The organism is Pseudomonas sp. A0308 (assembly GCF_044218815.1).
GTDB classification, from domain to species: Bacteria; Pseudomonadota; Gammaproteobacteria; order Pseudomonadales; family Pseudomonadaceae; genus Aquipseudomonas; species Aquipseudomonas iridis.
This window is the reverse complement of sequence record NZ_CP162581.1, coordinates 37052-60070: the sequence shown is the minus strand read 5'-3', so window position 1 is coordinate 60070 and position 23019 is coordinate 37052. Positions and strand designations below refer to the sequence as shown.

The following is a 23019-nucleotide window of genomic DNA, read 5'->3' as shown; positions in this document are numbered from 1 at the left end:
TCAAAAAGCTCGCACTAGGCGAGTAGAAACGCCATCGGAATTGTGTTGGGACTACAGAATCACGGCATTATCGGTATTGAAGGCCTTGGTTTACGACTTAAACCAGAACCGACCTATGGATCGTCAACGTAACCGTCCGGCCAAGTCACCTACCGAACTCCAGCATTAAGGGCGATGGTGTCCGCGTATTTTTAAGCGGACGCGATCGCCCTTATCGCAAGGATTTCCATGCGCCAACGAAGCTCTTACCCGAAACCATTCAAAGCCCAGGTCGTCCAGGAATGCCTGCAACCCGGAGCGACAATTTCCAGCGTAGCCATCCATCACGGCATCAACGCCAACGTGATCCGCAAGTGGCTACCGACTTACCGGGATCAATCGCCTGCAACCTTGCCGGCTTTCGTTCCGGTAAAAACGGGACCAAGGCGAGCATCAGAAGAGATGGTGATCATCTCGCTGCCTCTGGGTGATAAATCCATCACCGTAAAATGGCCAGCCTCGGATCCGGACGGCTGCGCCTGTTTCATTCGTAGCCTGGCCCAATGATTCGCGTCGATGCAATCTGGCTCGCCACCGAGCCTATGGACATGCGCGCCGGCACTGAGACTGCGTTGGCCCGAGTGGTCGCGGTGTTCGGTGCGGCGAAGCCGCACTGCGCTTACCTCTTTGCCAACCGTCGGGCCAATCGGATGAAAGTCCTGGTGCACGACGGCGTCGGTATCTGGCTAGCGGCACGGCGCTTGAACCAAGGTAAGTTTCATTGGCCAGGCCTCCATCGTGGAACGGAGGTCGAACTCGACCCCGAACAACTCCAGGCGCTGGTACTTGGATTACCCTGGCAACGAGTCGGTGCGGGCGGTGCAATTACATTGCTTTAAATGCTGCCTTTTAGCTGAAGCAGTCGGGCTGCTTTGGTAAAATCCACCCCATGACTTCCTTGCCCGATCTCGACCAAATGACCCCCGAACAACTGCGCACACTAGCTGCGCAGTTGATGTCCAAGGTCGACACCCAGAGCCGAAAGATCCATCGTGATGAAACGATTATCGAGCAGCTCACTCACGAGATCGCCATCCTTAAACGGCACAAGTTCGCCAAGCGCAGCGAGCAGATCAGCCCGGCGCAGGGCAGCCTGCTCGATGACCTACTCAATACCGACCTCGAAGCCATCGAGGCGGAGTTAAAAGCCCTTCATCCCGCTCCCGCACAGGCAGAACCACGCCAGCAACCCAAGCGTGTGCCGTTGCCACCGCAGTTCCCACGTACTGTGATCCATCACGAGCCGGACAACACCCAGTGCGCGTGCGGCTGCCAGCTTCAGCGCATCGGTGAAGATGTCAGCGAAAAGCTGGACTACACGCCGGGCGTGTTCACCGTCGAACAGCATGTGCGTGGGAAATGGGCATGTCGGCAGTGCGAAACACTGATCCAGGCCCCGGTGCCGGCGCAGGTAATCGACAAGGGTATCCCCACTGCCGGCCTGCTGGCCCACGTGATGGTGGCCAAGTTCGCCGACCACCTGCCGCTGTACCGGCAAGAAAAGATCTTCGGCCGTGCCGGCCTGGCCATCCCGCGCTCGACACTGGCGCAGTGGGTGGGTCAAACCGGCGTGCAGCTTCAGCCCCTGGTCGATGCGTTGCGCGAAGTGGTGCTGGCCCAGCGCGTGGTTCACGCCGATGAAACGCCGGTACAAATGCTGGCTCCGGGAGAGAAGAAAACCCATCGTGCTTACGTCTGGGCCTACAGCAGCACGCCTTTTTCGGCACTCAAGGCTGTTGTCTACGACTTCAGCCCCAGCCGTGCCGGCGAACATGCGCGCAACTTCCTGGGCACCTGGAACGGGAAGCTGGTCTGTGATGACTTTGCCGGCTACAAGGCCAGCTTTGAGCTGGGCATCACCGAGATCGGCTGCATGGCCCATGCACGCCGTAAGTTCTTTGACTTGCATGTAGCCAATAAAAGCCAATTGGCGGAGCAGGCGCTTCACTCGATTGGCGGGCTTTACGAAGTCGAGCGACACGCCAAGGAAATGAGCGACGAAGACCGTTGGCGATTACGCCAGGAAACAGCAGTGCCCATCGCTGAAAAGCTGCATGAGTGGATGCTGGCCCAGCGTGAAATTGTGCCCGAGGGTTCGGCCACAGCGAAGGCTCTGGATTACAGCCTCAAACGCTGGGTAGCGCTGACGCGCTACCTGGCAGATGGTGCTGTGCCCATCGACAACAACCAGATCGAGAACTTGATCCGGCCGTGGGCGCTTGGGCGGTCTAACTGGTTGTTTGCGGGATCGCTGCGCAGCGGCAAGCGGGCGGCCGCGATCATGAGCCTGATCCAGTCAGCGCGCATCAACGGGCATGATCCGTATGCTTATCTCAAGGATGTACTGACGCGGCTGCCGACGCAGCGGGCCAGCGAGATGGAGCGACTGCTGCCGCATCAGTGGACGCCTGCCTAATCTGCGCAAGGTGTGTTCGCTGGCCGCTTACTCGTCAACATCAAAAGCTCTGAATTACCGACTTAAGCGCGGGGTCGCAGAAACCGGGCGATAGCGATCATGAGACTGATTCCATCGGCACGCACGACCAAACATAATCGGTATGCCTATCTCAAGAACGTCCTCACTCGCCGACCGACCCAGCGGGCGAGAGGGATCTGAGTTACGCCGTATAAATGGACGCTCGTTTAGCCACGCAGGCTGTGTTCGGCGAACGCTTAACGATACAGAATCAAATGGGTAAATTGCTCGCCGTAGGTTAGAAAACGCGGCGTAGGAAAGTGCCCGCACCACCGTAATTGACCACTGAGGTTAAAGATCTGCCACATCCAGAGAAGGGAAAGTCGGTCTACCTTTCGCTCTCGACCTTCCCAAACCATTGCTCTCCTGGGCTCTAAATTTCTGCGCTATGCTAAAGAGCGCAAGTCATAATTTAGTGCTAAGCATAACCAAGAATGGACTTCGTTTCTAAAAACTCATGAAACCCAAATTCGCCCCATTCACGACCGTTTCCACTCATTTTATAGCCACCAAACGGAGCAGCGAAATCAGGATTGGCTCCATTAATAGTGATCTGACCAGCGCGCAACCTCAAAGCTATACTTCGCGCCTTTTCAACATCGGCGGACTGGACAAAACCGGATAGACCGTAAGGCGTATCGTTAGCGATATCGATCGCTTCATCAACCGTACTGTATCCTATGATAGACAGCACGGGACCAAAGATTTCCTCACGAGCGATAATCATATCGTTCGTGACATTTGCAAACACTGTAGGTTTTACAAAATAGCCTTTTTCAAGACCGTCCGGGCGTCCTGTCCCGCCGGCCACGAGAGTAGCACCTTCATCTAAACCCGCCAGGATCAGCTTTTGGATTTGATCGAATTGCGTCTTGTTCACTACTGGGCCAAGTTGATTATTGCCAATCGGGTCACCCACGGTAATAGCAGATACAACCTTGCGAGTAATTAATATAGCCTCCTCCATTCGTGCCTGTGGTACCAGCATACGACTAGGTGCATTACAAGACTGACCCGAGTTCATCATCATGGCAGTTACGCCACGCGTAACTGCCGCGCCAAATGCCTCGTCATCTAGAATGACGTTAGCGCTCTTACCGCCGAGCTCTTGCGCTACACGCTTCACGGTAGGCGCAGCGGCTTTGGCGACCTCGATGCCCGCTCGAGTCGATCCGGTGAACGAAACCATACTCACCTCCGGATGGCTGGAAATTGCCGCACCCACTGTTGGTCCATCACCATGGATAAGGTTAAAAACACCGGCGGGGACCCCCGCTGCATGCATGATCTCGGCAAAGATGTGCGCACTAAAAGGTGACACTTCAGACGGTTTCAGCACCATTGTGCAGCCAGTAGCAATCGCCGGAGCCACCTTGCAAACCAGTTGATTCATCGGCCAGTTCCATGGCGTGATAAGACCACAGACACCGATAGGCTCTTTTACAATAAGCGTTTTGCCGCGCTCCTCGCGAAACTTAAAGTTTCTTAGAACTTCCACGGCACTCATCAGGTGAGCCATGCCCACAGGCACTTGAGCACTCTGAGAGAGACTCATTGGGGCCCCCATCTCCTCTGTGATGGCCTTAGCTAAATCGCCAAAACGTTTCTGGTACTCCATCAAGATACGCTGCAAAACCTTAATCCGCTCCTCGGGTTTCGTGTTCGACCACGGGCCAAACGCTTTCTTAGCGGCTTTACAAGCTTTATCCACATCGGCGGCCGAACCTAGTGCGATTCGTCCAACGATCTCCTCATTCGCCGGGTTCTCGATATCAAGAGTCTTCAGCGCCTCAGAAGGTTCCACCCACTGCCCATCAATGTAAAACTTAAGGTATTCACGCATTTAACTTCTCCCGATTAATCAACCACTAGAACGCCGATACCCTCCAAAACGTCTGGAGAGGACAGCAAAAGTGCTTACGTTTCGGCATCGCATCCTTTAACCGACACTTCAAGATCGTAACTTCTGCCAAATGCCGCCCATTGCGACTCCTTAGCCTGAAGCTTCAGTGCAGTAAGATAGTCTGCTATGTCGCAATTGACTTAAGAGTTTATTGTGCACGAGTTAACAAACCTATGAATGCTAACCACTGCATACCCGAACTGGTGAGCAGCCCCCTCTTGCGCACACTCGTAAAACTAAGTGTATAAGGCAGCATTTTCTGTGGATGGGAAAATCAGCGCCTACTGACCAATTTCGTAAACCCATCGCTATTATCAACGTACCATTGGCACTGTCACCGCAAAGCACAAGGCTTGTTACCGAACGACACAGCGCGCCTGGACCTTGCGCAATCCACCATGCGACGACTCCAAAACTGTCCACCGCGGACGACCTCTTCCCCTTGGACACGCACCAATAACGGACAGAAGCTAACGATAGAAGCAAAACTTGGCTCATTTCGGCGCAGAAGCCGGCAGGGCTTTCGATGCTTCCAAAAACTAAACCTTCCCTCCGATAAAAGCTCACTGGATCTGCACTGCGGTTGGTCCGGGCATAAAATAAATCCGCGAGCGCTTCGTCATCAGTCGAACTCGGAGTGCACAAATCAGCTACCTGTAAAAGCTCACCAACGGACCGGTCACGCAGGCCCGACCGCTTGCCAGGGCGAGTTCTGACGGTCTGTGATGCAAAATTAATATCGAATTTTGGTTCCGAACGACTGACGTTCCACGCGACAAACTCCCCGGTTTCCGGAAGGGCGCAGCGAGAGCCGGGGGCATTGGTCTGAGTCACGCTCATTTCGGCCACTTTTTCAAAAGCCCACAGTCGGCGCAGGCGTCCGTAACACATCTCTCGTCGAAACATAACAGACGTTATGCCACATAACAAGCGTTATGCAATGGCCCGCTTCATGCATGTGCTGAATTTGTAGGCAAGCAGGCCTTATCGGCTGCCTATCAATTGATAGATACGCACTTTTTTTGACCGGTTCAGAATTAAGGGCTTTTGAAATGACACTGTTGACAGAAGGCAAATGTAGTGATTTGATCAAATTAAGTTATGCATCCCCAGGGACTGAGGCGGGCGCGGGAGTTATTAAACCCGAGCACCGCCAAAACACTCCATGCATCTATCAAAATAAAAAATGGGAGCGACAGATGAACGTGGTACTACATACACTAAAGAAGAAAAAACTTGGGATTGTCACTCGAACTTGTTTCGCGGTCGGAGGAATACCTTCAGGTTTTCTCATTGCACTGACCAGTACCTTCGTATTGGTTTTCTATAGTAATGCGCTTCATCTTCCTGCCAGTCTAATTGCCTTAATCCTCGGCGTTACTCTGGTTGTGGATGCGATCATGGATCCGTTTATAGGTTACCTTTCGGACAACTTTAACTCACGCTTCGGCCGTCGTCACGGTTTCATGTACTTGGCCATCTTACCGACGGCTCTATTCAATTATGCTATTTGGGCTCCCCCACTCAACCTTGAGGGACTGAGCTTAGCTTTGTACCTTCTGATAATGCTCATCGGCATGCGTATTTCGTTGTCACTCTTCGAAGTTCCGAGTAGCGCATTACTTCCAGAAATGACGGAAGATTATGATGATCGCAGCCACCTTGCTTCGTCGAGGATTGCATTAGCCTGGATTGTTGTGCCCGCCTTTTCAGTTGCGGTCTATGGCTACTGGCTGAGCAGTACACCAGCTTTTCCGGATGGGCTTAGCAACCCTGAGGGCTATCGTCAAATTGGCTTCTGGTCATCTTTAATCGTCGCTGTCTCTATGATCATTTGCTCGGTCGGCCTCCATCCTATGATCCCACGCTTAGCAAAGCCATCGCCAGGTGGACGCACAGGTGTAGCAGCAATTTTCGAACGGTGGCGTTCCTCCTTTGCCGAGCCGACAATAGCCCCGCTCCTGTTTGCCTCCGCGGCAACTGCAACCGGATTTACAGTCTATGCCGCACTTTTCTCCTACCAATTCGGGTATTTCTGGAAGCTGAATTCCGACCAAATGGCAGGTACCCAACTTTTGTGGTTGCTAGATGGGGCCTTGGTGCTGCTGTCACCGCTTATTATCACTCGAGTTGGCGACAAGAAGTCCATCGCATTATGGTCGTTGATAGCTATCTGCTTAAGCGTAACGTTGCCTGTCGCGCTTTACTTCTCAGGTCTAATGACTGCGAACTCTTCTGTACCAGAGTTTGCGGTGCTTAGCATATTCCTGTTTGTAGACACCGGCGCATTTATTATTATCATGGGCATGATAGGCGCAATGCTCGCAGACGCGACGGAACAGCTTGAAGTTAAGACAGAAAGACGGCAGGAGGGCACGATTTATGGCGCCCAATCACTAGTGACAAAGACTAGCAGCGCAATCGGAATCGCTGTTGCTGGTCTTCTGCTAGACGCCATAAATTTTCCACAAGAGCACTTGGAAGGCATTCAACCTCAAGTGATTGAACACTTGGGTATAGCATGGGTGGGAGGGGGCGTTATCTTTTACATCTTGGCGCTTTCAGCCCTCTGCTACTACCGGGTAACCAGGCATAGCCATGCGGCCACGATTGAGTTACTACGCCAGCGAAGAATTATGGAGAAGACTTTAAACCTTGAAAAAAGCAAGCTGCCATGACCATTGATATCTAATTTAAAAATTTCTACAAAGACTGAGCGCACAAATAAAAGTAGGCCAGCCCAGCGCTAGCTTTATTTCATGAAATGAAATAGGTGAGAACGAGTAAGCTGACCATGCAGATCAATCGGTACCGTACCTACAGATCTGGGCTATGGCAACTTTAACTGCGGCCGCGCACCTGACAAGATTGACGGCAGAGATAGCCTATTAAGGCTATCAGGAATAATAGACCAACCCCGCAATTGATGTGGTCGGTTCTCCATGCCCAGGTTTTGACAATACGCTTCTCAGAAAAAGGTATGTTTCACATCTATCAATACTGATGAACCAGGCTTAGATGGGTTTTCTTTGCTGCAAAAAATATGACTTAACTGGCATGACTTCTATCGTGCCTAAGATTTCTCAGTTGCTAAGTTTTCGAGGTGATTAACGTGATAACAGTGCCCTTCCTAAATCGTGTCCAAAACGTAGTTATCCATAAAGCTGCGAGAACGTCTGTGTTTACTACTATCTTCGCTCTGGTGACGTCGTCGGTCTTGGCGCAAGGTGCTGGACTGACCCCCGCTGGTGCAGAGCAGGCTGGAACTGTTAGCGGGATTCCGGAATGGTCCGCGCCGCAGCCTATGACGCCAGGTTGGAGTTATGGCGAGCCTCGGAAGAATTTCTTCCAATATAAGTCTGATGTTCCGCTGTACACCATTGATGCCAGTAATATCGATAAGTATGCAAGTCAGTTAAATCCCGGCCAAATCGCGCTTATCAAGAGCATCAAGGGCTACAGCATGCCCGTGTACCCGTCTCGACGCACTTGTGGTGTTCCAGAGTTTGTTGCGGAGAATACAAAGAAAAATATCGGTTTTGCGAAGATGAGCGCAGATGGTACAGCCCTAGCTGATGCCTATACGCCGGGTATTCCATTTATCGAGCCCAAAACCGGGGCCGAAGCCATGTGGAATTCAAAGATGCGCTATCGCGGCGTTGGCGTAGAGCTAAGTCGCCTAATTACATCCGTTTCCCCGCGTAAGGGCGGTTCAGACTGGATCAAGCTCACTTCCGATTTATACACTTACTACCCATGGGGACTTAAGAGCGGAACTAAATTCGCTGAAACCGGCGGTATAGAAAGTATGACTTACTTCGGTTACGTATCACCCGTGGCACTGGCTGGTCAAGCTGCAACCTATTTAAATTCGGCAGATAAACCGCCGGAAGTATTTTATTATTTCCCGGGCCAGCGTCGTACTCGCCGCATGCCAACATACTCGTACGATGCGCCGCAGATTGGGTATGAAAATCAATATAACGTTGATGAATCCTACACATTCTCAGGTTTATTAGACCGATTCGATTGGAAATTAGTCGGTAAAAAAGAATTAATTGTCCCATACAACGCGCTCGGCATGTATGATTTTAACAGCAAACATGAAGACGTAATGAAATCAGACTTTGTCGCTACCTCACAACGTCGTTACGAGCTGCATCGTGTATGGGTCGTTGAAGCGACGGTAAAACAAGGCATGCGTCATTCCGCGCCTAAACGCAACTTCTACATTGACGAAGACAGCTGGGCACTCTTAGGCGCAATTGACTACGACACCCAAGGCAATATTTCAAAAGTCCGAGAGGGGTATGTCATTCCTGTATATGAAACTGGAACTTGCGACTCTCTGGCTTTCGTCCAATACAATTTATCTGAAGGTCGCTATATAGTTGACGGCTCCCCGATTGGAAGTGGCAAGGACGTAAAATGGATTGTTGATGCAGGCGGAAACCCTCATATGAAACCGGGTTTTTATACCACGGAAAATCTTCGTGCAATGAGCGAACGATAGTCAGACGAGAAAATAATCATGAAAAGATTTTTGGTCCTTCGCCGTGAAACTTACAACCGCTCAGTAAAAATTACGTTTGCAGTACTATCTATTGCTGGTAGCAGTGGTGTAAGTGCATTTACCTTTTCTAACGATGCCGACACTATTCGCGGAAGCTTCGACTCTACAATATCGACAGGTACCGGTATTCGCACTCAGTCACAGAGCAACAACCTTGTGTCACCGACATATAATTCCGCCACTGGCGCACAGACTGGCGGCGGGCGAATGGGTCAACTTAGTGGTATGAGTGACCAAGGTGACATTAACTATGACAAAGGAGATGCGTTCACTACTTACTTGAAAGGCAGTCACGAACTACTGCTCAAGATTCCAACCGAAGGCCTGTCTTTCATGGCACGTGGTACCTGGTTACGTGACGTGTCAGCAACCGATACAACAGGAAATACGAGTGGACAAGACGCTTTTGCAACGACGCCACCAGATATCAGAGATGGTTTGGCCTCACACGCACGAGAAAAGTTGGGTTTTCAGTCTCGTCTGCTTGACCTGTGGGTAAGCAAAACCGTTGATATTGGCGATCAGCAAGCTAGGATTCGAGTGGGCAATCAGGTGATCAGTTGGGGGGAAAGCATTTTTGAGGTAGGCGGTATCAACGCGACCAATGCCATTGATGTAAACCGTGCTTCGCAACCTGGTGCACAGATCAAAGAGTTTGTACTGCCCGCTCCAATTCTGAGCGTAGCATCCGGACTCGGGAATGGATTTAATGCCGAAGTTTACATTCAAGGTCGTTGGGACGAAAGCTACCTTCCTCCAGTTGGTAGCTATTGGTCAACTTCTACTGTAGGGGCTGGAAGTGGAGCATATGGCGTACGCACTGAGGCAGCGCGCAACAGTGGGCAGTACGGACTTTCCTTACGTTACCAACCGGAAGGGGCCGCACTCAGCCTCGGCGTTTACGCCATTACTTACCACGATAAACTTCCGCAAATCTCACTTGATGCAAATGGCTCGACAGTCTACATGTATCCAGAAGACCGTCACATGTTCGGTGTCAGCGCTAACTTTCCTATCGGCGACTGGGCGATAGGTACAGAGTTGTCCTATCGTCCGAAGGACGCGGTTTCTTTAAATGGGGCTAGTGGCTGCGTGGCGCAGGGTGGTAAGTGTTGGGTCGATGAGAAGAAATTTCAATGGCACTTGACTTCACTTTTTACACTTCAGCCCTCAAATGCCGGAGGGCTACTTAAACTGCTAGGCGCAGACACCGCTTCCCTGACTACTGAAACAGTGGTCATTGCGTATCCTGGTTTACACGATAGTTACGGCGGATCACCAGTTGCTGCCGGTGGCTGGTTATGGGGCAATCAGTCTAATGATTTGGCAGTAACCGGAGCACTAAATAGCCCAGGCGATTCCAAGGGAACGAAATATTCTGGCGGTGTCGATGTTGATTTCAACTGGATTTACGATGGCTCATTAATTGGCGGGTGGCAGGTAAATCCGGGCATATATGTACGTAGAGGAATGTTCGGCTACACACCTAATATAAGTGAGCAATTCATGGAAGGTGTTACCTCGCTAAATATGTATGTAAACTTCATACAAAACCCCGCAGACTGGCAGGTAAGCATTAATTATACCGAATTTCTAGGACCTTCTGATCCTTTGAGCAACCCGCTACGCGACCGTGATTTCGTCGGCATCAACGTATCACGAAACTTCTGAGGCACCATATGAAGTCAATAACTGATGACGAATCTGCGCCCCCCAGCGCAATGGTTCGGATATTAAAAAAAATGGAAGATATTCTCTTCAGTCACAAACGAACTGTGCTCGGAGTGCTAATTTTCTTCACTGCTGTGATGGGTATTTTTGCGATCCAGCTACGGATGGATGCTGGATTTGAGAAGCAGCTTCCAATTGGTCATGAGTACGTCGATACATTCCAACAGTATCGTTCAGACCTACTCGGGGCCAACCGCTTGAGCGTGGTGGTTAAGGCTAAGAAAGGCACCATTTGGACGCCAAGCGGATTGAAGCGACTTTACGACGTAACCCAAGCACTCAAATTTTTACCGAACGTTTCGGGCAGTAGCGTTCAGTCCTTATGGACACCCAATTCTTTCGTCTCTGAGATCACCGAGGACGGCTTTAGAGCGGATCCGATTATTCCGGGCACGGTAACCCCGGAAAATCTGGATGCTAAAACTATTGCCTTAATTTCGGGATCCGCAGCGCAAGGCGGCTTCATCGGAAACCTCGTCTCTCGTGATCAGACGAGCGCGATGGTTACCGCGGACGTCAACGAGTTAGATGTTAAAAACAATCACATCGACTACGTCGAATTTGACCGAGAGCTGGAAGCCTCTATCCGATCAAAGTTTGAAGATGCTGGGTTTGAAATTCAGATCATAGGCTTTGCTAAGCAGATTGGTGACATCGCTGAGGGCGCCTCCTCCGTTCTTGAATTCTGCATCATTGCTTTGTTGCTCACAGCACTCGCGGTCTATTGGTACTGTCGCTCGATTCGTTTGACGCTGTTACCACTAGCGTGCTCTCTTGTGTCACTGATCTGGCAATTTGGCACTTTACGGTTGCTGGGTTTTGGGCTCGATCCGCTAGGTGTACTTGTACCGTTTCTAGTGTTTGCGATTGGAGTGTCGCACGGCGTTCAACAGATCAACTTTATCGTCCGCGAGCTTGCAAACGGAAAATCCATGGACGCCGCGTCTAGATCAAGTTTTAGCGGGCTATTGATACCCGGAACGCTGGCATTAGTGACTGCACTTGTATCGTTTATCACGTTGATACTAATGCCTATTCCAATGGTCCGCGAATTAGCCATCACTGCGTCGCTTGGCGTTGCGTATAAGATTATTACCAACTTGATAATGCTACCCGTCGCCGCATCGATGTTAAAAGTCGGCCATGAGTATGCTTTGGGCGCAGAGTTGAAAGCGGCACAGCGAGCACGTTGGCTCCGCGTTTTAGCGCGCGTCGCTACGCCTAGAAACGCTGCGGTGATTCTTTTACTGTCCTTAACTTTGCTCGGCACTGCTATTTGGCAGAGTCGCGATCGTGTGATTGGAACCCTGCAGGCGGGCGCCCCTGAACTTCGGCCAGAGGCTCGATTCAATAAGGACGCAGTGTCGATTGCGTCGAGCTATGACGTAGGGCTGGACTGGTTGACCGTCGTGTTCGAAGCACCTCCTATGTCATGCGAGAATGTCCAGGTTGGTATTTACCAAGATCGTTTTGTCTGGGCTATGCAGCCAGTTGAAGGCGTCATGTCGATCCTGTCTTTTTCTTCGCTGATGCGTCAGTACAACGAAGGTTATAACGAAGGTAATCCAAAGATGTCGGTTGTGCCGATCGATTCGGCTAACTACTCTTCAATGGGTGTTGAGATTGGTCGAGTTCCAGGGATCATGCGCAAAGATTGCAGCATGACGGCTGTGCATATATATCTGACTGATCACAAGGCAACGACCATCAATCGTGTAATAGATGCGGTGAAGAAATTCCGAAGCGATGACAAACTATCGGGTGTCACTATTCGCTTAGCGTCAGGCAACGCCGGTCTGCTGGCAGCAGTCAACGAAGAGATTGAGCATAGTGAGCTGCCTATGATGCTTTACGTATATGCGACTATCATCTTACTTGTGTTTTTCACCTACAGAGATTTTCGCGCTGTTCTTGCGTGCTGCCTCCCACTCACTATCGGAACCTTCATCGGCTATTGGTTTATGAAGGAACTGCAAATAGGCCTCACGGTGGCAACACTTCCTGTGATGGTGCTCGCGGTCGGCATCGGAGTTGACTACGCGTTCTATATTTATAATCGACTGCAGCTTCACATGGCCGAGGGTGTCGGTGTCGTTAAGGCTCTGGAACAGTCGATACTTGAAGTCGGCACAGCCACAATCTTCACTGCGATAACCCTCGCAGTCGGTGTTTCAACTTGGTCTTTCTCAGAGCTAAAGTTTCAAGCTGACATGGGTAAATTGTTGGCGTTTATGTTCATCGTAAACATGGTAATGGCAGTGACAGTTTTGCCTGCTTTCGCCGTTTGGCTTGAACGGCTGTTCCCTCGTAGCCGCCCAGTGCGTGCACCTGGCTTGTTAGCGCATTGATGTCCGGAGCAGATGACATGAAAACATTGTCAAATCGGTCGGGGATCGCTTTTGCGATCGCTGCTGCAGCACTCACGACCTCAGCAGCTTCCTATGCTGATCTCGTCTCACCACTCCAGCCAACGCCGGCGTCACTATCTCCTATAGCGACTCAAGCACCAATGCTCGCTGCAACCTGGGCAGGTCAGAGAGCGGTAAGTGTAGGCGGTAATGGCATCATTTTGCTGTCCGACAACCGCGGAAAGTCCTTCAGGCAAGCTCAATGGGTGCCGATCAGCTCCACATTGACCGGAGTGAGCTTCGCTGATGCGAAGAGTGGCTGGGCTGTTGGCCATTGGGGGGCTATTTTGGCGACAACTGATGGCGGCCAGAAATGGCAAACCCAACGGCTCGTGGTCACTGAGGATCGGCCCCTGTTTGCTGTCCATTTCTTCAATGATAAACGGGGCGTAGCTGTTGGGTTATGGTCGCTCGTATTAACTACTCAGGACAGTGGCGAGACTTGGGTTGAGCAGAAACTCAATCCAAAGGATAAGGCATTGTCCGACTTGAACCTACTCAACTTGTTTCCTGGCACTAAAAGCGATATCTACGCTACCAGCGAACGAGGTCGGTTGCTTCACTCGAGGGACGCCGGGTCTACCTGGGAATACTTGAATACAGGATACGAAGGGTCTCTATGGTGCGGGACGCAGTTAAGCGACGGCACACTTCTGGTCGGTGGGCAGCGTGGAACGTTACTCCGCAGTGAAGATGCAGGGAAGAGTTGGGTGCGTGTACAGCTGGACAGGACAGGTTCGATTACCTCTATCGATACAAATGGTATAGAAGTAATTGCCATTGGGCTCGATGGCCTACGGATGCAAAGCCTTGACGGTGGGCGCACGTTTAAAGACGCTAAGGATCCGAGTGAGGAATCACTGACTGCAGCGCTTGCGACGCAAGAGGGAAAATGGCTGCTGTTCTCACGCCACGGAGTTGTTCATAACGTCGAATAGATGTTATCTAATGAAGTACGACTGGAGTTGTATTTTTAGAGAACTTGTTACGAAGTGCACGGGTATCGTGCCCAAGTAGAGTGAAGCTACGACGAGGTGCTGCCAAAGCACCACGTCGACGGCGCCTCTACCAATGCTTGTAGCTGCACAGCAATAATATCCGCCATTGAGACAATGTTTAACTCGGAATCGCCAAGTTCGCCCGGCCGAAAATCGACCTCTAGCATGAAGCAGAAGATAGTAGGCCAAGTTGGCGATCATTGGGTAGACCAGCAACCTAGCAGTTGTGATACCCACTATCAATGATCTGCGCTGAAGCCGGCGATTGGAGTTTGGCTTTCTCGGCCGACTTTGGCGCCGCTCGCAACATCTGAATCTCTGTAGAACCGTAGACATCGTTTACATCTGAAACCGGGGACATCGTTTACACATTTGAGGCTTGGACGCGGGTCATACCTCGTCCAAGCCTCCCCAAGGAATAATCACACAGGTACAAATCCCAGACATCATCCTCAGCTTCTTTGAGCCCTATCCTTTCCCCGGATAATGCCTCGCTGACAAATACCAACTTGCCATTCCACTTGATCGATCCATCCTGCCTGACGCTTCGAACCCGCATTTCTGCCGGATACTCCACATCGGGTAAGCATCCTGGATAAAGTCGGGTAGACGGCATATACACATCTCCCGGACGTTTCATACCAAGCGCTTCATGAGGGCGTACGTAATTGAACTCATGTTTGAAATGCTCCAGCAAAAGCTGCTGCTCAACCAAATTGCTCCCTAGCGGTAGCTCAAGTTTCAGGCTGCGGTGCATTCGTTCGTGGCGACCATTCTGGGCGGGCCTTCCTGGCATGGTTCGCTCGGGATAAATACCTAAACGGATCCACCAAACGGCCAGCGTGGACATTCTGGCCAGACCAGGAGAAGCGAAGGGGACGCCGTTGTCAGAGCGAATGACTTCCGGCATGCCGTACTCCTGAAAAAGCCGCTCAAAGGTCTGCTTTACAGGTTGGGTCTTGATTTTAGGGTGAGCCCTGCAAGCCAGAATCAAACGGGATGCATGGTCTGTCACGGTCAGCGGGAAGCACATCTGCGCGTTGAGCATCTTGAATTGCCCTTTGTAGTCAGCGCACCAGGTTTTGTTGGGGTCATTGGCTTCTCGCATTTCAATATGGGAAGTGCCGTGCCGACGCTTGAATCGCCGCTTATTGACCAGCCCAAGCCGGTCAAGCCATTGGCCGGCTGTACTGGGAGACGGCCAATCGATAGAGGGATCTTCAATTCGCAATAGCTCGATGAGCTTCTTTGGGCCCCATTTATCGTGAGCCTCCTTCATGGCCACTACGCGAGCCAAGATCTCATCGTCGGTCTTGTTTGGGCTGTTATGAGGTCGCCGAGAAACCTCGGCTAACGACTTCAAATCGCCGTTATGCCGAGAAATCCATTTGTCTACGGTCGGTCGACTGACACCGAAGCGGCGGGCCAGCTGGCTTTTCGTGAAATTACCCGAAAGCCAGTCAGCAACCAGCTTGATTCGTTGGTTCATGGGGGACTCTTGGTTCCAGGGCATGATCAGTTACCTCCTGATCATGCGTATTAACCTGTAAACCATGTCCCCGGTTAGAAATGTAAACGATGTCCCCGGTTTGTACCCTCTACTCCAAGTGCCCTGATATCGGTAATGATAAGGTCATCGAGCAGGCTGACCTGCTCGAAATATATGTGCTCGCTGCGAATTGGCAAACTTCACGTGCTTGATTTTGGAGAACTTTTGATTCAATTTCTCAAGCAGTGTTTGGTCGCGGGTCATAGTGCCGAGCTGGGATAACAACTAGGCTGTAAACGCACACAAAAGACTCGTCATGTTTCGCAAAAGCTAGTGGTTGTAAGCACGCTCATTGTGCTCAGCCAGATCCAGCCCCATCTCCTCCACATGTTCGTCAGCGCGCAGACCGATTACGGCCTTGATCACCTTGAGGATGATCCAGCTCACTGCAAAGCAGTACACAGTGGTGAACAGCACGCCTTTGATTTGCGCGACGACCTGACCACCCAAAGTCACGCCTTCCACGAGACCTCCCAGCGACGGCACGCAGAACACGCCCGTCAGCACTGCGCCGATCATGCCGCCGATACCATGCAGGCCGAATACGTCGAGGCTGTCATCGTAGCCGAAACGTTTTTTCAGCACGGTCACACTTAGGTAGCAGAATATGCCGCACAGCAAGCCAATCGCCAACGCGCCGCCCACACCGACGTACGCACATGCAGGGGTGATACCGACCAGACCCGCCAAAGCACCACTGGCCAGACCCAACGCACTGGGTTTGCCGACCTTGAACCACTCGGTGAACATCCAGCCGAGAATTCCTGCACAGGCGCCCAGTTGCGTGTTGAGCATGACGATCCCGGACAGACCATTCAAGCCACCGCCCGAGCCGATGTTGAAACCAAACCAACCTACCCATAGCATCGCTGCACCCGCCATGGTCAGGCTTAGGTTATGCGCAGGCATCGGCGCGTTTGCATAGCCCTTGCGTTTGCCCAGTATCAGGCACGCCGCCAGCGCCGCCACGCCTGCGTTGATGTGCACAGCGGTGCCGCCAGCGAAATCCAGCACCCCCCAGTTATGCATCAGCGCGCCCGCCCCGCCCCAAACCATGTGCGCCACGGGCGCGTACACCAGGGTGAACCATACGGCCATGAACAGTAGCGCCGCCGAGAACTTCATGCGCTCGGCGAAGGCACCAGCAATGAGCGCCGGGGTGATGATGGCGAAAGTCATCTGGAAGGTCACGAACACGCCTTCGGGGATATCGCCCACCAGGCTTTCAGGTGTCATGCCCGCCAAAAATGCGCGACTCAAGCCGCCGACGAAGCTGTTGAAGCTGACCTGGCCTTCGACCATGTTAGTAGTGTCGACCACCATGCTGTAGCCGTATATCACCCACAACACACCAACCAGCCCGGCAATGCCGAAGCATTGAGTAAATAGCGACAGCATGTTCTTGGCCCGCACCAGACCGCCGTAAAACAGCGCAAGGCCCGGCAGACACATGAACAGCACCAGCACCGCCGCCGTGATCATCCACGCGGTACTGCCAGTGTTGAGGGTCGGAGCGTCAGCGGCTTGGGCCAGAGGAATACAGGCGCCGAGCGCCCCGAACGTAAAGAGAGACAAGAGAAGGGATTTGCCGGGAAGACGGTTAACCATTGTCGAAGCTCCTGCAATGAATGGAAAGTGTCTGGCAGAAAAGCGATGTGATGAAGCCTCGGGCCTGTTTGGCCTCTTTGAATGGATTAAGCGAGGCAACAGAAATCTGCAATCGTGACGCGCATCCGCGCCGTACAAAGATCCTGTAGGAGCCCGCTTGCTGGCGTTTGCGCAGTGTCATTCACCTTATGCGGCGCAGGCCAACCGCATCGCCAGCAAGCCGACTCCTATAAGTTGTTTAGCGCCAGGCACAAATCCCGTAGCCGTCTGGCTTGCCGGCGGTGGCAATTTTGAAATCGCCTCCGCCGGCAAGCCAGACGGCTACGGGAGCGGTGCGGTGTCAGCCAATATCGGCAGAAGTCCGCAGCCGGTGCGTTGGTTTCAGTACCCCTGCCCCGGAATCCACGAAGTCCCTGCCAGTGGCACACGGGCCATGGCCGCTGATTCAACGGTCAGGGCCACCAGATCCTCGGGATCGAGGTTGTGCAGGTGCGACTTGCCGCAGGCGCGGGCCATGGTTTGTGCTTCGAGGACAAGCACACGCAAATAGTTGGCCAGTCGGCGACCGCCCTCCACCGGGTCCAGACGTTTCGACAACTCCGGATCCTGAGTGGTGATACCCGCCGGATCGCGACCGTTTTGCCAGTCGTCATAGAAACCCGCCGCAGATCCGATCTTCTTCAGCTCTTCGTCCAGACGCGGATGGTTGTCGCCCAGGGCGATTAACGCCGCCGTGCCAATCGCCACGGCATCAGCGCCCAATGCCATGGCTTTGGCCACGTCGGCACCGTTGCGAATGCCGCCCGAGACAATCAACTGCACCTTGCGATGCATGCCCATCTCTTGCAGCGCCTGAACGGCTTGCGGAATGGCCGGCAGAATTGGAATGCCCACGTGTTCGATGAACACTTCCTGCGTCGCCGCCGTACCGCCTTGCATGCCATCGAGCACGATCACATCAGCACCCGCCTTGACGGCCAGCTTGACGTCGTAGTAAGGGCGACTCGCGCCGATCTTCACGTAGATCGGTTTTTCCCAATCGGTAATCTCGCGGATCTCGGCGATCTTGATCGCCAGGTCGTCCGGGCCGGTCCAGTCCGGGTGACGGCAGGCTGAACGCTGATCGACGCCGATGGGCAGCGTACGCATCCCCGCTACGCGCTCAGTCACCTTCATGCCCAGCAGCATGCCGCCGCCACCCGGTTTGGCCCCCTGCCCCAGCACGATCTCGATGGCATCCGCCTTGCGCAGGTCGTCCGGGTTCATGCCGTAACGGGACGGCAGGTACTGATACACTAGATGCTGAGACTGACCGCGCTCTTCCGGGGTCATGCCGCCGTCGCCGGTGGTGGTGCTGGTCCCGGCAATCGTCGCACCACGGCCCAAGGCCTCCTTGGCATTGGCCGACAGTGCACCGAAACTCATACCCGCGATGGTCACCGGAATCTTCAGGTGAATCGGCTTTTTGGCGAAGCGGTTGCCAAGAATCACGTCAGTGCCGCACTTCTCGCGGTAGCCTTCCAGAGGGTAGCGGGAAACGCTAGCGCCGAGCAGCAGCAGATCGTCGAAATGCGGCAGCTTGCGCTTGGTGCCGCCGCCGCGAATGTCATAGATGCCGGTTTCCGCGGCACGCTGGATTTCCTGGATGGTCAGGCGATCGAAAGTGGCCGACTCGCGCAGGACGGGTGGGGCTTTTGGAGTATTGGACTCGCTCATGTTCTTGCTCCTGAATCAGTACGCGGAGGCGTTATCGACTTTGAAGTTGTACAACTGGCGGGCCGAGCCATAGCGCTTGAAGTCCGAAGCCTTCTCGTTGAAACCGGCGCGATTGAGCAGCGCTTGCAGCTCTTCGATGTGCTCGGCGCGCATCTCCTTGGCGATGCAGTCCGAACCCAGCGACTCGACCTTGCCTTTGACGTAGATGCGGGTCTCGTACAGCGAGTCGCCCAGCGCATCGCCCGCATCGCCGCAGACCACCAGCCGGCCGGCCTGCCCCATGAAGCAGCTCATGTGGCCGATACTGCCGCCGACCACGATGTCGATACCCTTCATGGAAATCCCGCAACGGGCACCGGCATCGCCTTCGATCACCAGCAGACCGCCGTGGGCCGTGGCGCCTGCCGCTTGCGAAGCGCTGCCTTTGACGCGCACATAGCCTGACATCATATTTTCGGCGCAACCCACGCCGACGTTGCCATGCACGGTGACTGAGGCTTTCTGGTTCATCCCGGCGCAGTAGTAGCCGGCGTGCCCCTGAATATCGATGGACACTGCTTCGTTGACGCCGACGGCCAAGTTATGGGCGCCGTTGGGGTGGGTCACGACCCATTCGCGCTCTTCGAGATGCTTGACTTGATCGTGCAGCGCCTGGTTGAGGTCGCGCACGCTGGCAGTGGAAAGATCGATGGTTTTCATGTGCATGCTCCTTAAGCCGACTCGCGTTCCCAGATGTACATGGTGGCGGGAACGGGTTCCCAGACTTTGGCTTTCTCGATGCCCGGCAGGCTCGACAGCGCTTGGTATTCGGAGGCCATGGCGACATAGTCGTCGGTCTCGGCGAGGATCGCTGGCTTACAGGCGATCGGATCGCGGATCACCGCAAAACCGTTGCGCGTGCCGATGGCGAAGGTAAAGAAGCCATCCAGTGCTTCCAGCGAGCTGTCCAGCGCAGTCTTCAGTGAGTCGCCCTGCTGCAGGCGCCAGGCCAGGTAACCGGCGGCGACTTCGGTGTCGTTCTCGGTGTCGAAATTGATCCCTTCGCGGCGCAGTTCCTGACGCAGACGGAAGTGGTTGGACAACGAGCCGTTGTGCACCAGACACAGGTCGGCACCCGTGGAAAACGGATGGCTGCCTTCCATCGTCACGGCACTTTCAGTGGCCATGCGGGTGTGGCCGATGATGTGGCTGCCTTTCATGCTGCCCAGGCCAAAGCGCTCGGAAATCTCTTTCGGCAGGCCCATTCCCTTGAGGATTTCGATGCTCTTGCCCGCGCTCATGATGCGCACGGTCGGCGCCAGTTCGCCCAGTGCGGCGCGCACGGCGGCTTCTTCAGCCTTGATCTTCAGGACGATGGCGCTGGCGTTCTGGAACCAGTCCAGCGACGCACCGAGCTTGCCTTCCAGCGCTGCGATCAGCGCCTTGAAATCGTAGTGTTCAGTGGTCGCCTGCAAGGTCAGCTTGACCCAGCCATCGCCCACTTCATCGCCGTAGATAGCAAACCCTGCGCTGTCCGGACCACGGTCGGTCATGGCTTCGAGCATCGGCTCGAACAGTTTGCCGAGCTGGGATTCCAGCGCCGGGTTCTTGAGATAAAGCCCCACGATTCCACACATATTCATAACTCCTAGGCAGAAGACGCCCTAACCATTCGCAGGGCGTCGAAAAACGAATTGGTTAAAAACGGATTAGAAGAATTCGGTGTAACGCTTCACTTCCCAATCACTCACATGGCGGCTGTATTCCACCCACTCCATGCGCTTGAGCTTGATGAATTCGCCGACAATTTCATTGCCCATGACCTCGGCAAACAACGGGTCGGCTTCCAGTGCGTCGCAGGCTTCCTTGAGCGACTGCGGCAGGGTCTTGATGCCGCGTGCGGCGATTTCTTCGAGGCTCAATTTGTAGAGGTTCTCGTTGCAGACGTGGTCGATTTCCAACTGGCGGTCGATGCCGTCCAGGCCTGCGGCGATGATCGCTGCGCTGACCAGATAGGGGTTGCAACCGGCGTCCGGCAGACGGAACTCCAGGCGGCCGTAAGGCACGCGAACCATGGCCGAACGGTTGTTGGCGCCGAAGGCGATAAAGGCTGGCGCCCAGGTCGCGCCGGACAACGAATTGCCGACCACCAGGCGTTTGTAGGAGTTGACCGTCGGCGCCGCGAAGGCACACAGCGCAGGGCCATGAGCAAGCAGACCGGCGGCAAAGTGATAGGCCATTTTCGACAGGCCCATGCCGCTCGGGTCACTGGCGTCGTGGAACAGGTTCTTGTTGCTGGCGCTGGCGATGGACAGGTGGAAGTGCATGCCGTTACCGGCGCGCTTCGGATCCGGCTTGGGCATGAACGAACAGATCATGCCCATGTCATTGGCGATCTCGCCGGCGGCCATACGGAAGAAGGTGAAACGGTCTGCCGACTCCATCGCATCGCTGTAGGTGTAATTGATCTCGAACTGGCCGTTGGCGTCTTCGTGGTCGATTTGATAGATGTCGAACCCCACCGGCTGCAACGCCTCAGTGAGGCGCTCCAGAAACGCCCGGGAGCGCGACAGACCCTTGTAGTCGTAGCAAGGCTTGTCGAGGTTATCGCTGGCATCCACCAGTTGCAGTTTGCCCCCGGCATCACGCTGGAACAGGCTGAATTCCGGCTCCAGGCCGGTGTTGAGGGTCCAGCCACGATCACTAAGTCGCTCGACCTGCTTCTGCAGCACGTAACGACTGTCGTACGGCCATGGCTTGCCTTCGACGTGACCAATGCAGACCACCCGGCCGTAGCCAGGCTGCCATGGCACCGGAGTCAGGGACGACAGGTCGCCTTTGGCCATAAAGTCCGGCCCGTGAGGTTCCATGCCCATGCCGCAGATGGCAAACCCGGCGAAACCGGCACCATCTTCAGCGACCATTTCCAGACCCGATATCGGCACCGATTTGGTCTTGGACGATCCATGGATATCGACGAACTGGGCCAGCACGTACTTGATGCCGTGCTCCTCGATCAGCCGTTGTGTATCGGGTGGCAACATGTTCATTCACTCCTGGTGAAAAACGACGCATGAGAGTTTTGTTGCCCGATGGGATTTATTCCAATCAGGAAACTTATTTTCTCATCAGGAATGCAAGCAGCTTGCCAACTTGGCAACTCGCGCAACGAAGGCTGATAAAGGGGAATTTCCCCTCTATATATGGGAAACTCGTTTTCATTAGGGGAATAATGCTGTCGCAGAAAGAGCAGTCAGAGCCCAAGTCGCACATTCCTGGTGCGAATTTAAAATTACTGAACGGAAACCGTGCACAGTCGATGAATACGCCAGTAGAACAACAACCGAAGTTGAAGCTTGAGCAATATCTGGGTATTCAAATCAAGCGCCAGCGGCAAGCTCAGGAATTGAAACTGTCCGATGTTGCGCGCATCGCAGGAATCAGCCAGGGCATGTTGAGTAAAATCGAGAACGCTCAGGTCTCAACCAGTCTGGATAACCTGAGCCGCCTGTGCGACGTGCTCGGCATGCCCATGTCCAAGCTGTTCAGCCAGTACGACCAGCAAGGCAGCAGCGCCCTGCTGGTCAAGCATGACGAAGGACTGGAAGTGGTGCGACGCGGCACCGATAAAGGCCACACTTACCACCTGCTCAACCACACCCGCGGGCCGAAGAAGAGTTTCGAGGCCTACATGGTGACCATGGACGACGCCAGCGAAGAATTCCCGACCTTCTCCCACCCCGGCACTGAGTTTCTGCATTTGCTGGAAGGCGAGCTGGTGTATCGCCATGGCAATCAGCTGTACCACATGGAAGCGGGCGACAGCCTGACCTTCGACGGCGACATTCCTCACGGTCCGGAAGAGCTGGTGAAAGTGCCGATCCGGTTGCTGTCGATCATGAATTACGGTGCGCAGGGCGAATAAGAAGTACGCAACGCTTGAGCCGCCTGCGGGCCAGCGCGCTCCTACCGTTCTCAACCCACCAAATATTTCCCACCAGTTAAAAAAGTTTCCATAAACCTCTGGACGCGTCATTTC

General features: G+C 53.7%; 16 protein-coding genes. 9 read left to right on the top strand and 7 right to left on the bottom strand.

Features of this window, described 5'->3' with window-relative positions; translation table 11 throughout:
- Positions 1-228 precede the first annotated feature (228 nt).
- From tnpA to tnpC, 3 genes are read left to right on the top strand one after another with little or no spacing between them, the layout of a single operon-like run.
- Complete coding sequence (gene tnpA, locus AB4P92_RS00270) at positions 229-546, top strand: IS66-like element accessory protein TnpA (protein ID WP_106120197.1); 318 nt, start codon at positions 229-231, stop codon at positions 544-546.
- Positions 543-878, top strand: a complete 336-nt coding sequence (gene tnpB, locus AB4P92_RS00265; RefSeq protein WP_040266828.1) for an IS66 family insertion sequence element accessory protein TnpB — start codon at positions 543-545, stop codon at positions 876-878. The genes tnpA and tnpB overlap by 4 nt, the downstream gene beginning before the upstream one ends.
- Positions 879-928: 50 nt before the next feature.
- Positions 929-2455: an IS66 family transposase gene (gene tnpC, locus AB4P92_RS00260; RefSeq protein ID WP_106120196.1), complete on the top strand. Its 1527-nt coding sequence runs from the start codon at positions 929-931 to the stop codon at positions 2453-2455.
- Between the two features lie 478 nt (positions 2456-2933).
- On the opposite strand, the gene AB4P92_RS00255 is transcribed toward tnpC, so the two are convergent.
- Positions 2934-4358 carry an aldehyde dehydrogenase family protein gene (locus AB4P92_RS00255; RefSeq protein WP_169905014.1) on the bottom strand — a complete coding sequence of 475 codons (1425 nt, stop codon included), beginning with the start codon at positions 4356-4358 and terminating at the stop codon, positions 2934-2936.
- Positions 4359-5440: 1082 nt separating this feature from the next.
- On the opposite strand from AB4P92_RS00255, the gene AB4P92_RS00250 reads away from it, so the two are divergent.
- The 5 genes from AB4P92_RS00250 (at position 5441) to AB4P92_RS00230 (ending at position 14068) form a co-directional block, all read left to right on the top strand.
- On the top strand, positions 5441-7096 hold the full coding sequence (locus AB4P92_RS00250) for an MFS transporter (protein WP_169905018.1): 1656 nt from the start codon (positions 5441-5443) through the stop codon (positions 7094-7096).
- A gap of 500 nt (positions 7097-7596) precedes the next feature.
- Positions 7597-8931, top strand: a complete 1335-nt coding sequence (locus AB4P92_RS00245; RefSeq protein ID WP_282399031.1) for a DUF1329 domain-containing protein — start codon at positions 7597-7599, stop codon at positions 8929-8931.
- 18 nt (positions 8932-8949) lie between these two features.
- Positions 8950-10662 (top strand): DUF1302 domain-containing protein, encoded by a 1713-nt coding sequence (locus AB4P92_RS00240; RefSeq protein WP_169905020.1) that lies wholly within the window; start codon positions 8950-8952, stop codon positions 10660-10662.
- A gap of 71 nt (positions 10663-10733) precedes the next feature.
- Positions 10734-13070, top strand: a complete 2337-nt coding sequence (locus AB4P92_RS00235; protein WP_232104044.1) for an RND family transporter — start codon at positions 10734-10736, stop codon at positions 13068-13070.
- Between the two features lie 26 nt (positions 13071-13096).
- Positions 13097-14068, top strand: coding sequence for a WD40/YVTN/BNR-like repeat-containing protein (locus AB4P92_RS00230; protein ID WP_376750091.1), 972 nt, complete (start codon positions 13097-13099; stop codon positions 14066-14068).
- 424 nt (positions 14069-14492) lie between these two features.
- Here the strand turns inward: AB4P92_RS00230 and AB4P92_RS00225 are convergent, their stop codons facing one another.
- From AB4P92_RS00225 to glnT, 6 genes are all read right to left on the bottom strand, one after another.
- Positions 14493-15641 carry an integrase core domain-containing protein gene (locus tag AB4P92_RS00225; protein WP_169905024.1) on the bottom strand — a complete coding sequence of 383 codons (1149 nt, stop codon included), beginning with the start codon at positions 15639-15641 and terminating at the stop codon, positions 14493-14495.
- A 306-nt stretch (positions 15642-15947) separates the two neighbouring features.
- Positions 15948-17285, bottom strand: a complete 1338-nt coding sequence (locus AB4P92_RS00220; RefSeq protein WP_169905026.1) for an ammonium transporter — start codon at positions 17283-17285, stop codon at positions 15948-15950.
- A gap of 381 nt (positions 17286-17666) precedes the next feature.
- A complete protein-coding gene (locus AB4P92_RS00215) occupies positions 17667-19001 on the bottom strand; it encodes an FMN-binding glutamate synthase family protein (protein ID WP_169905028.1) in 1335 nt (444 codons plus the stop codon).
- Positions 19002-19016: 15 nt separating this feature from the next.
- Positions 19017-19700, bottom strand: coding sequence for a protein glxC (locus AB4P92_RS00210; protein ID WP_169905030.1), 684 nt, complete (start codon positions 19698-19700; stop codon positions 19017-19019).
- Positions 19701-19711: 11 nt separating this feature from the next.
- Entirely contained in the window at positions 19712-20617 is a 906-nt protein-coding gene (locus AB4P92_RS00205) for a glutamine amidotransferase family protein (protein WP_169905032.1), read from the bottom strand.
- A gap of 72 nt (positions 20618-20689) precedes the next feature.
- A complete protein-coding gene (gene glnT / locus AB4P92_RS00200; RefSeq protein ID WP_169905034.1) occupies positions 20690-22024 on the bottom strand; it encodes a type III glutamate--ammonia ligase in 1335 nt (444 codons plus the stop codon).
- A gap of 275 nt (positions 22025-22299) precedes the next feature.
- Between glnT and AB4P92_RS00195 the strand changes: the two genes are divergently transcribed.
- Positions 22300-22905, top strand: a complete 606-nt coding sequence (locus AB4P92_RS00195; protein ID WP_169905036.1) for a cupin domain-containing protein — start codon at positions 22300-22302, stop codon at positions 22903-22905.
- The last annotated feature ends 114 nt before the right edge of the window (positions 22906-23019 follow it).

Excerpts from the sequence above, each read along its gene's own strand:
- tnpA (WP_106120197.1), top strand. The coding sequence starts at position 229 with ATGCGCCAACGAAGCTCTTACCCGAAACCATTCAAAGCCCAGGTCGTC.
- tnpB (WP_040266828.1), top strand. The coding sequence starts at position 543 with ATGATTCGCGTCGATGCAATCTGGCTCGCCACCGAGCCTATGGACATG.
- tnpC (WP_106120196.1), top strand. The coding sequence starts at position 929 with ATGACTTCCTTGCCCGATCTCGACCAAATGACCCCCGAACAACTGCGC.
- AB4P92_RS00255 (WP_169905014.1), bottom strand. The coding sequence starts at position 4,358 with ATGCGTGAATACCTTAAGTTTTACATTGATGGGCAGTGGGTGGAACCT.
- AB4P92_RS00240 (WP_169905020.1), top strand. The coding sequence starts at position 8,950 with ATGAAAAGATTTTTGGTCCTTCGCCGTGAAACTTACAACCGCTCAGTA.
- AB4P92_RS00235 (WP_232104044.1), top strand. The coding sequence starts at position 10,734 with ATGGAAGATATTCTCTTCAGTCACAAACGAACTGTGCTCGGAGTGCTA.
- AB4P92_RS00225 (WP_169905024.1), bottom strand. The coding sequence starts at position 15,641 with ATGCCCTGGAACCAAGAGTCCCCCATGAACCAACGAATCAAGCTGGTT.
- AB4P92_RS00220 (WP_169905026.1), bottom strand. The coding sequence starts at position 17,285 with ATGGTTAACCGTCTTCCCGGCAAATCCCTTCTCTTGTCTCTCTTTACG.
- AB4P92_RS00215 (WP_169905028.1), bottom strand. The coding sequence starts at position 19,001 with ATGAGCGAGTCCAATACTCCAAAAGCCCCACCCGTCCTGCGCGAGTCG.
- AB4P92_RS00210 (WP_169905030.1), bottom strand. The coding sequence starts at position 19,700 with ATGAAAACCATCGATCTTTCCACTGCCAGCGTGCGCGACCTCAACCAG.
- AB4P92_RS00205 (WP_169905032.1), bottom strand. The coding sequence starts at position 20,617 with ATGTGTGGAATCGTGGGGCTTTATCTCAAGAACCCGGCGCTGGAATCC.
- glnT (WP_169905034.1), bottom strand. The coding sequence starts at position 22,024 with ATGTTGCCACCCGATACACAACGGCTGATCGAGGAGCACGGCATCAAG.
- AB4P92_RS00195 (WP_169905036.1), top strand. The coding sequence starts at position 22,300 with ATGAATACGCCAGTAGAACAACAACCGAAGTTGAAGCTTGAGCAATAT.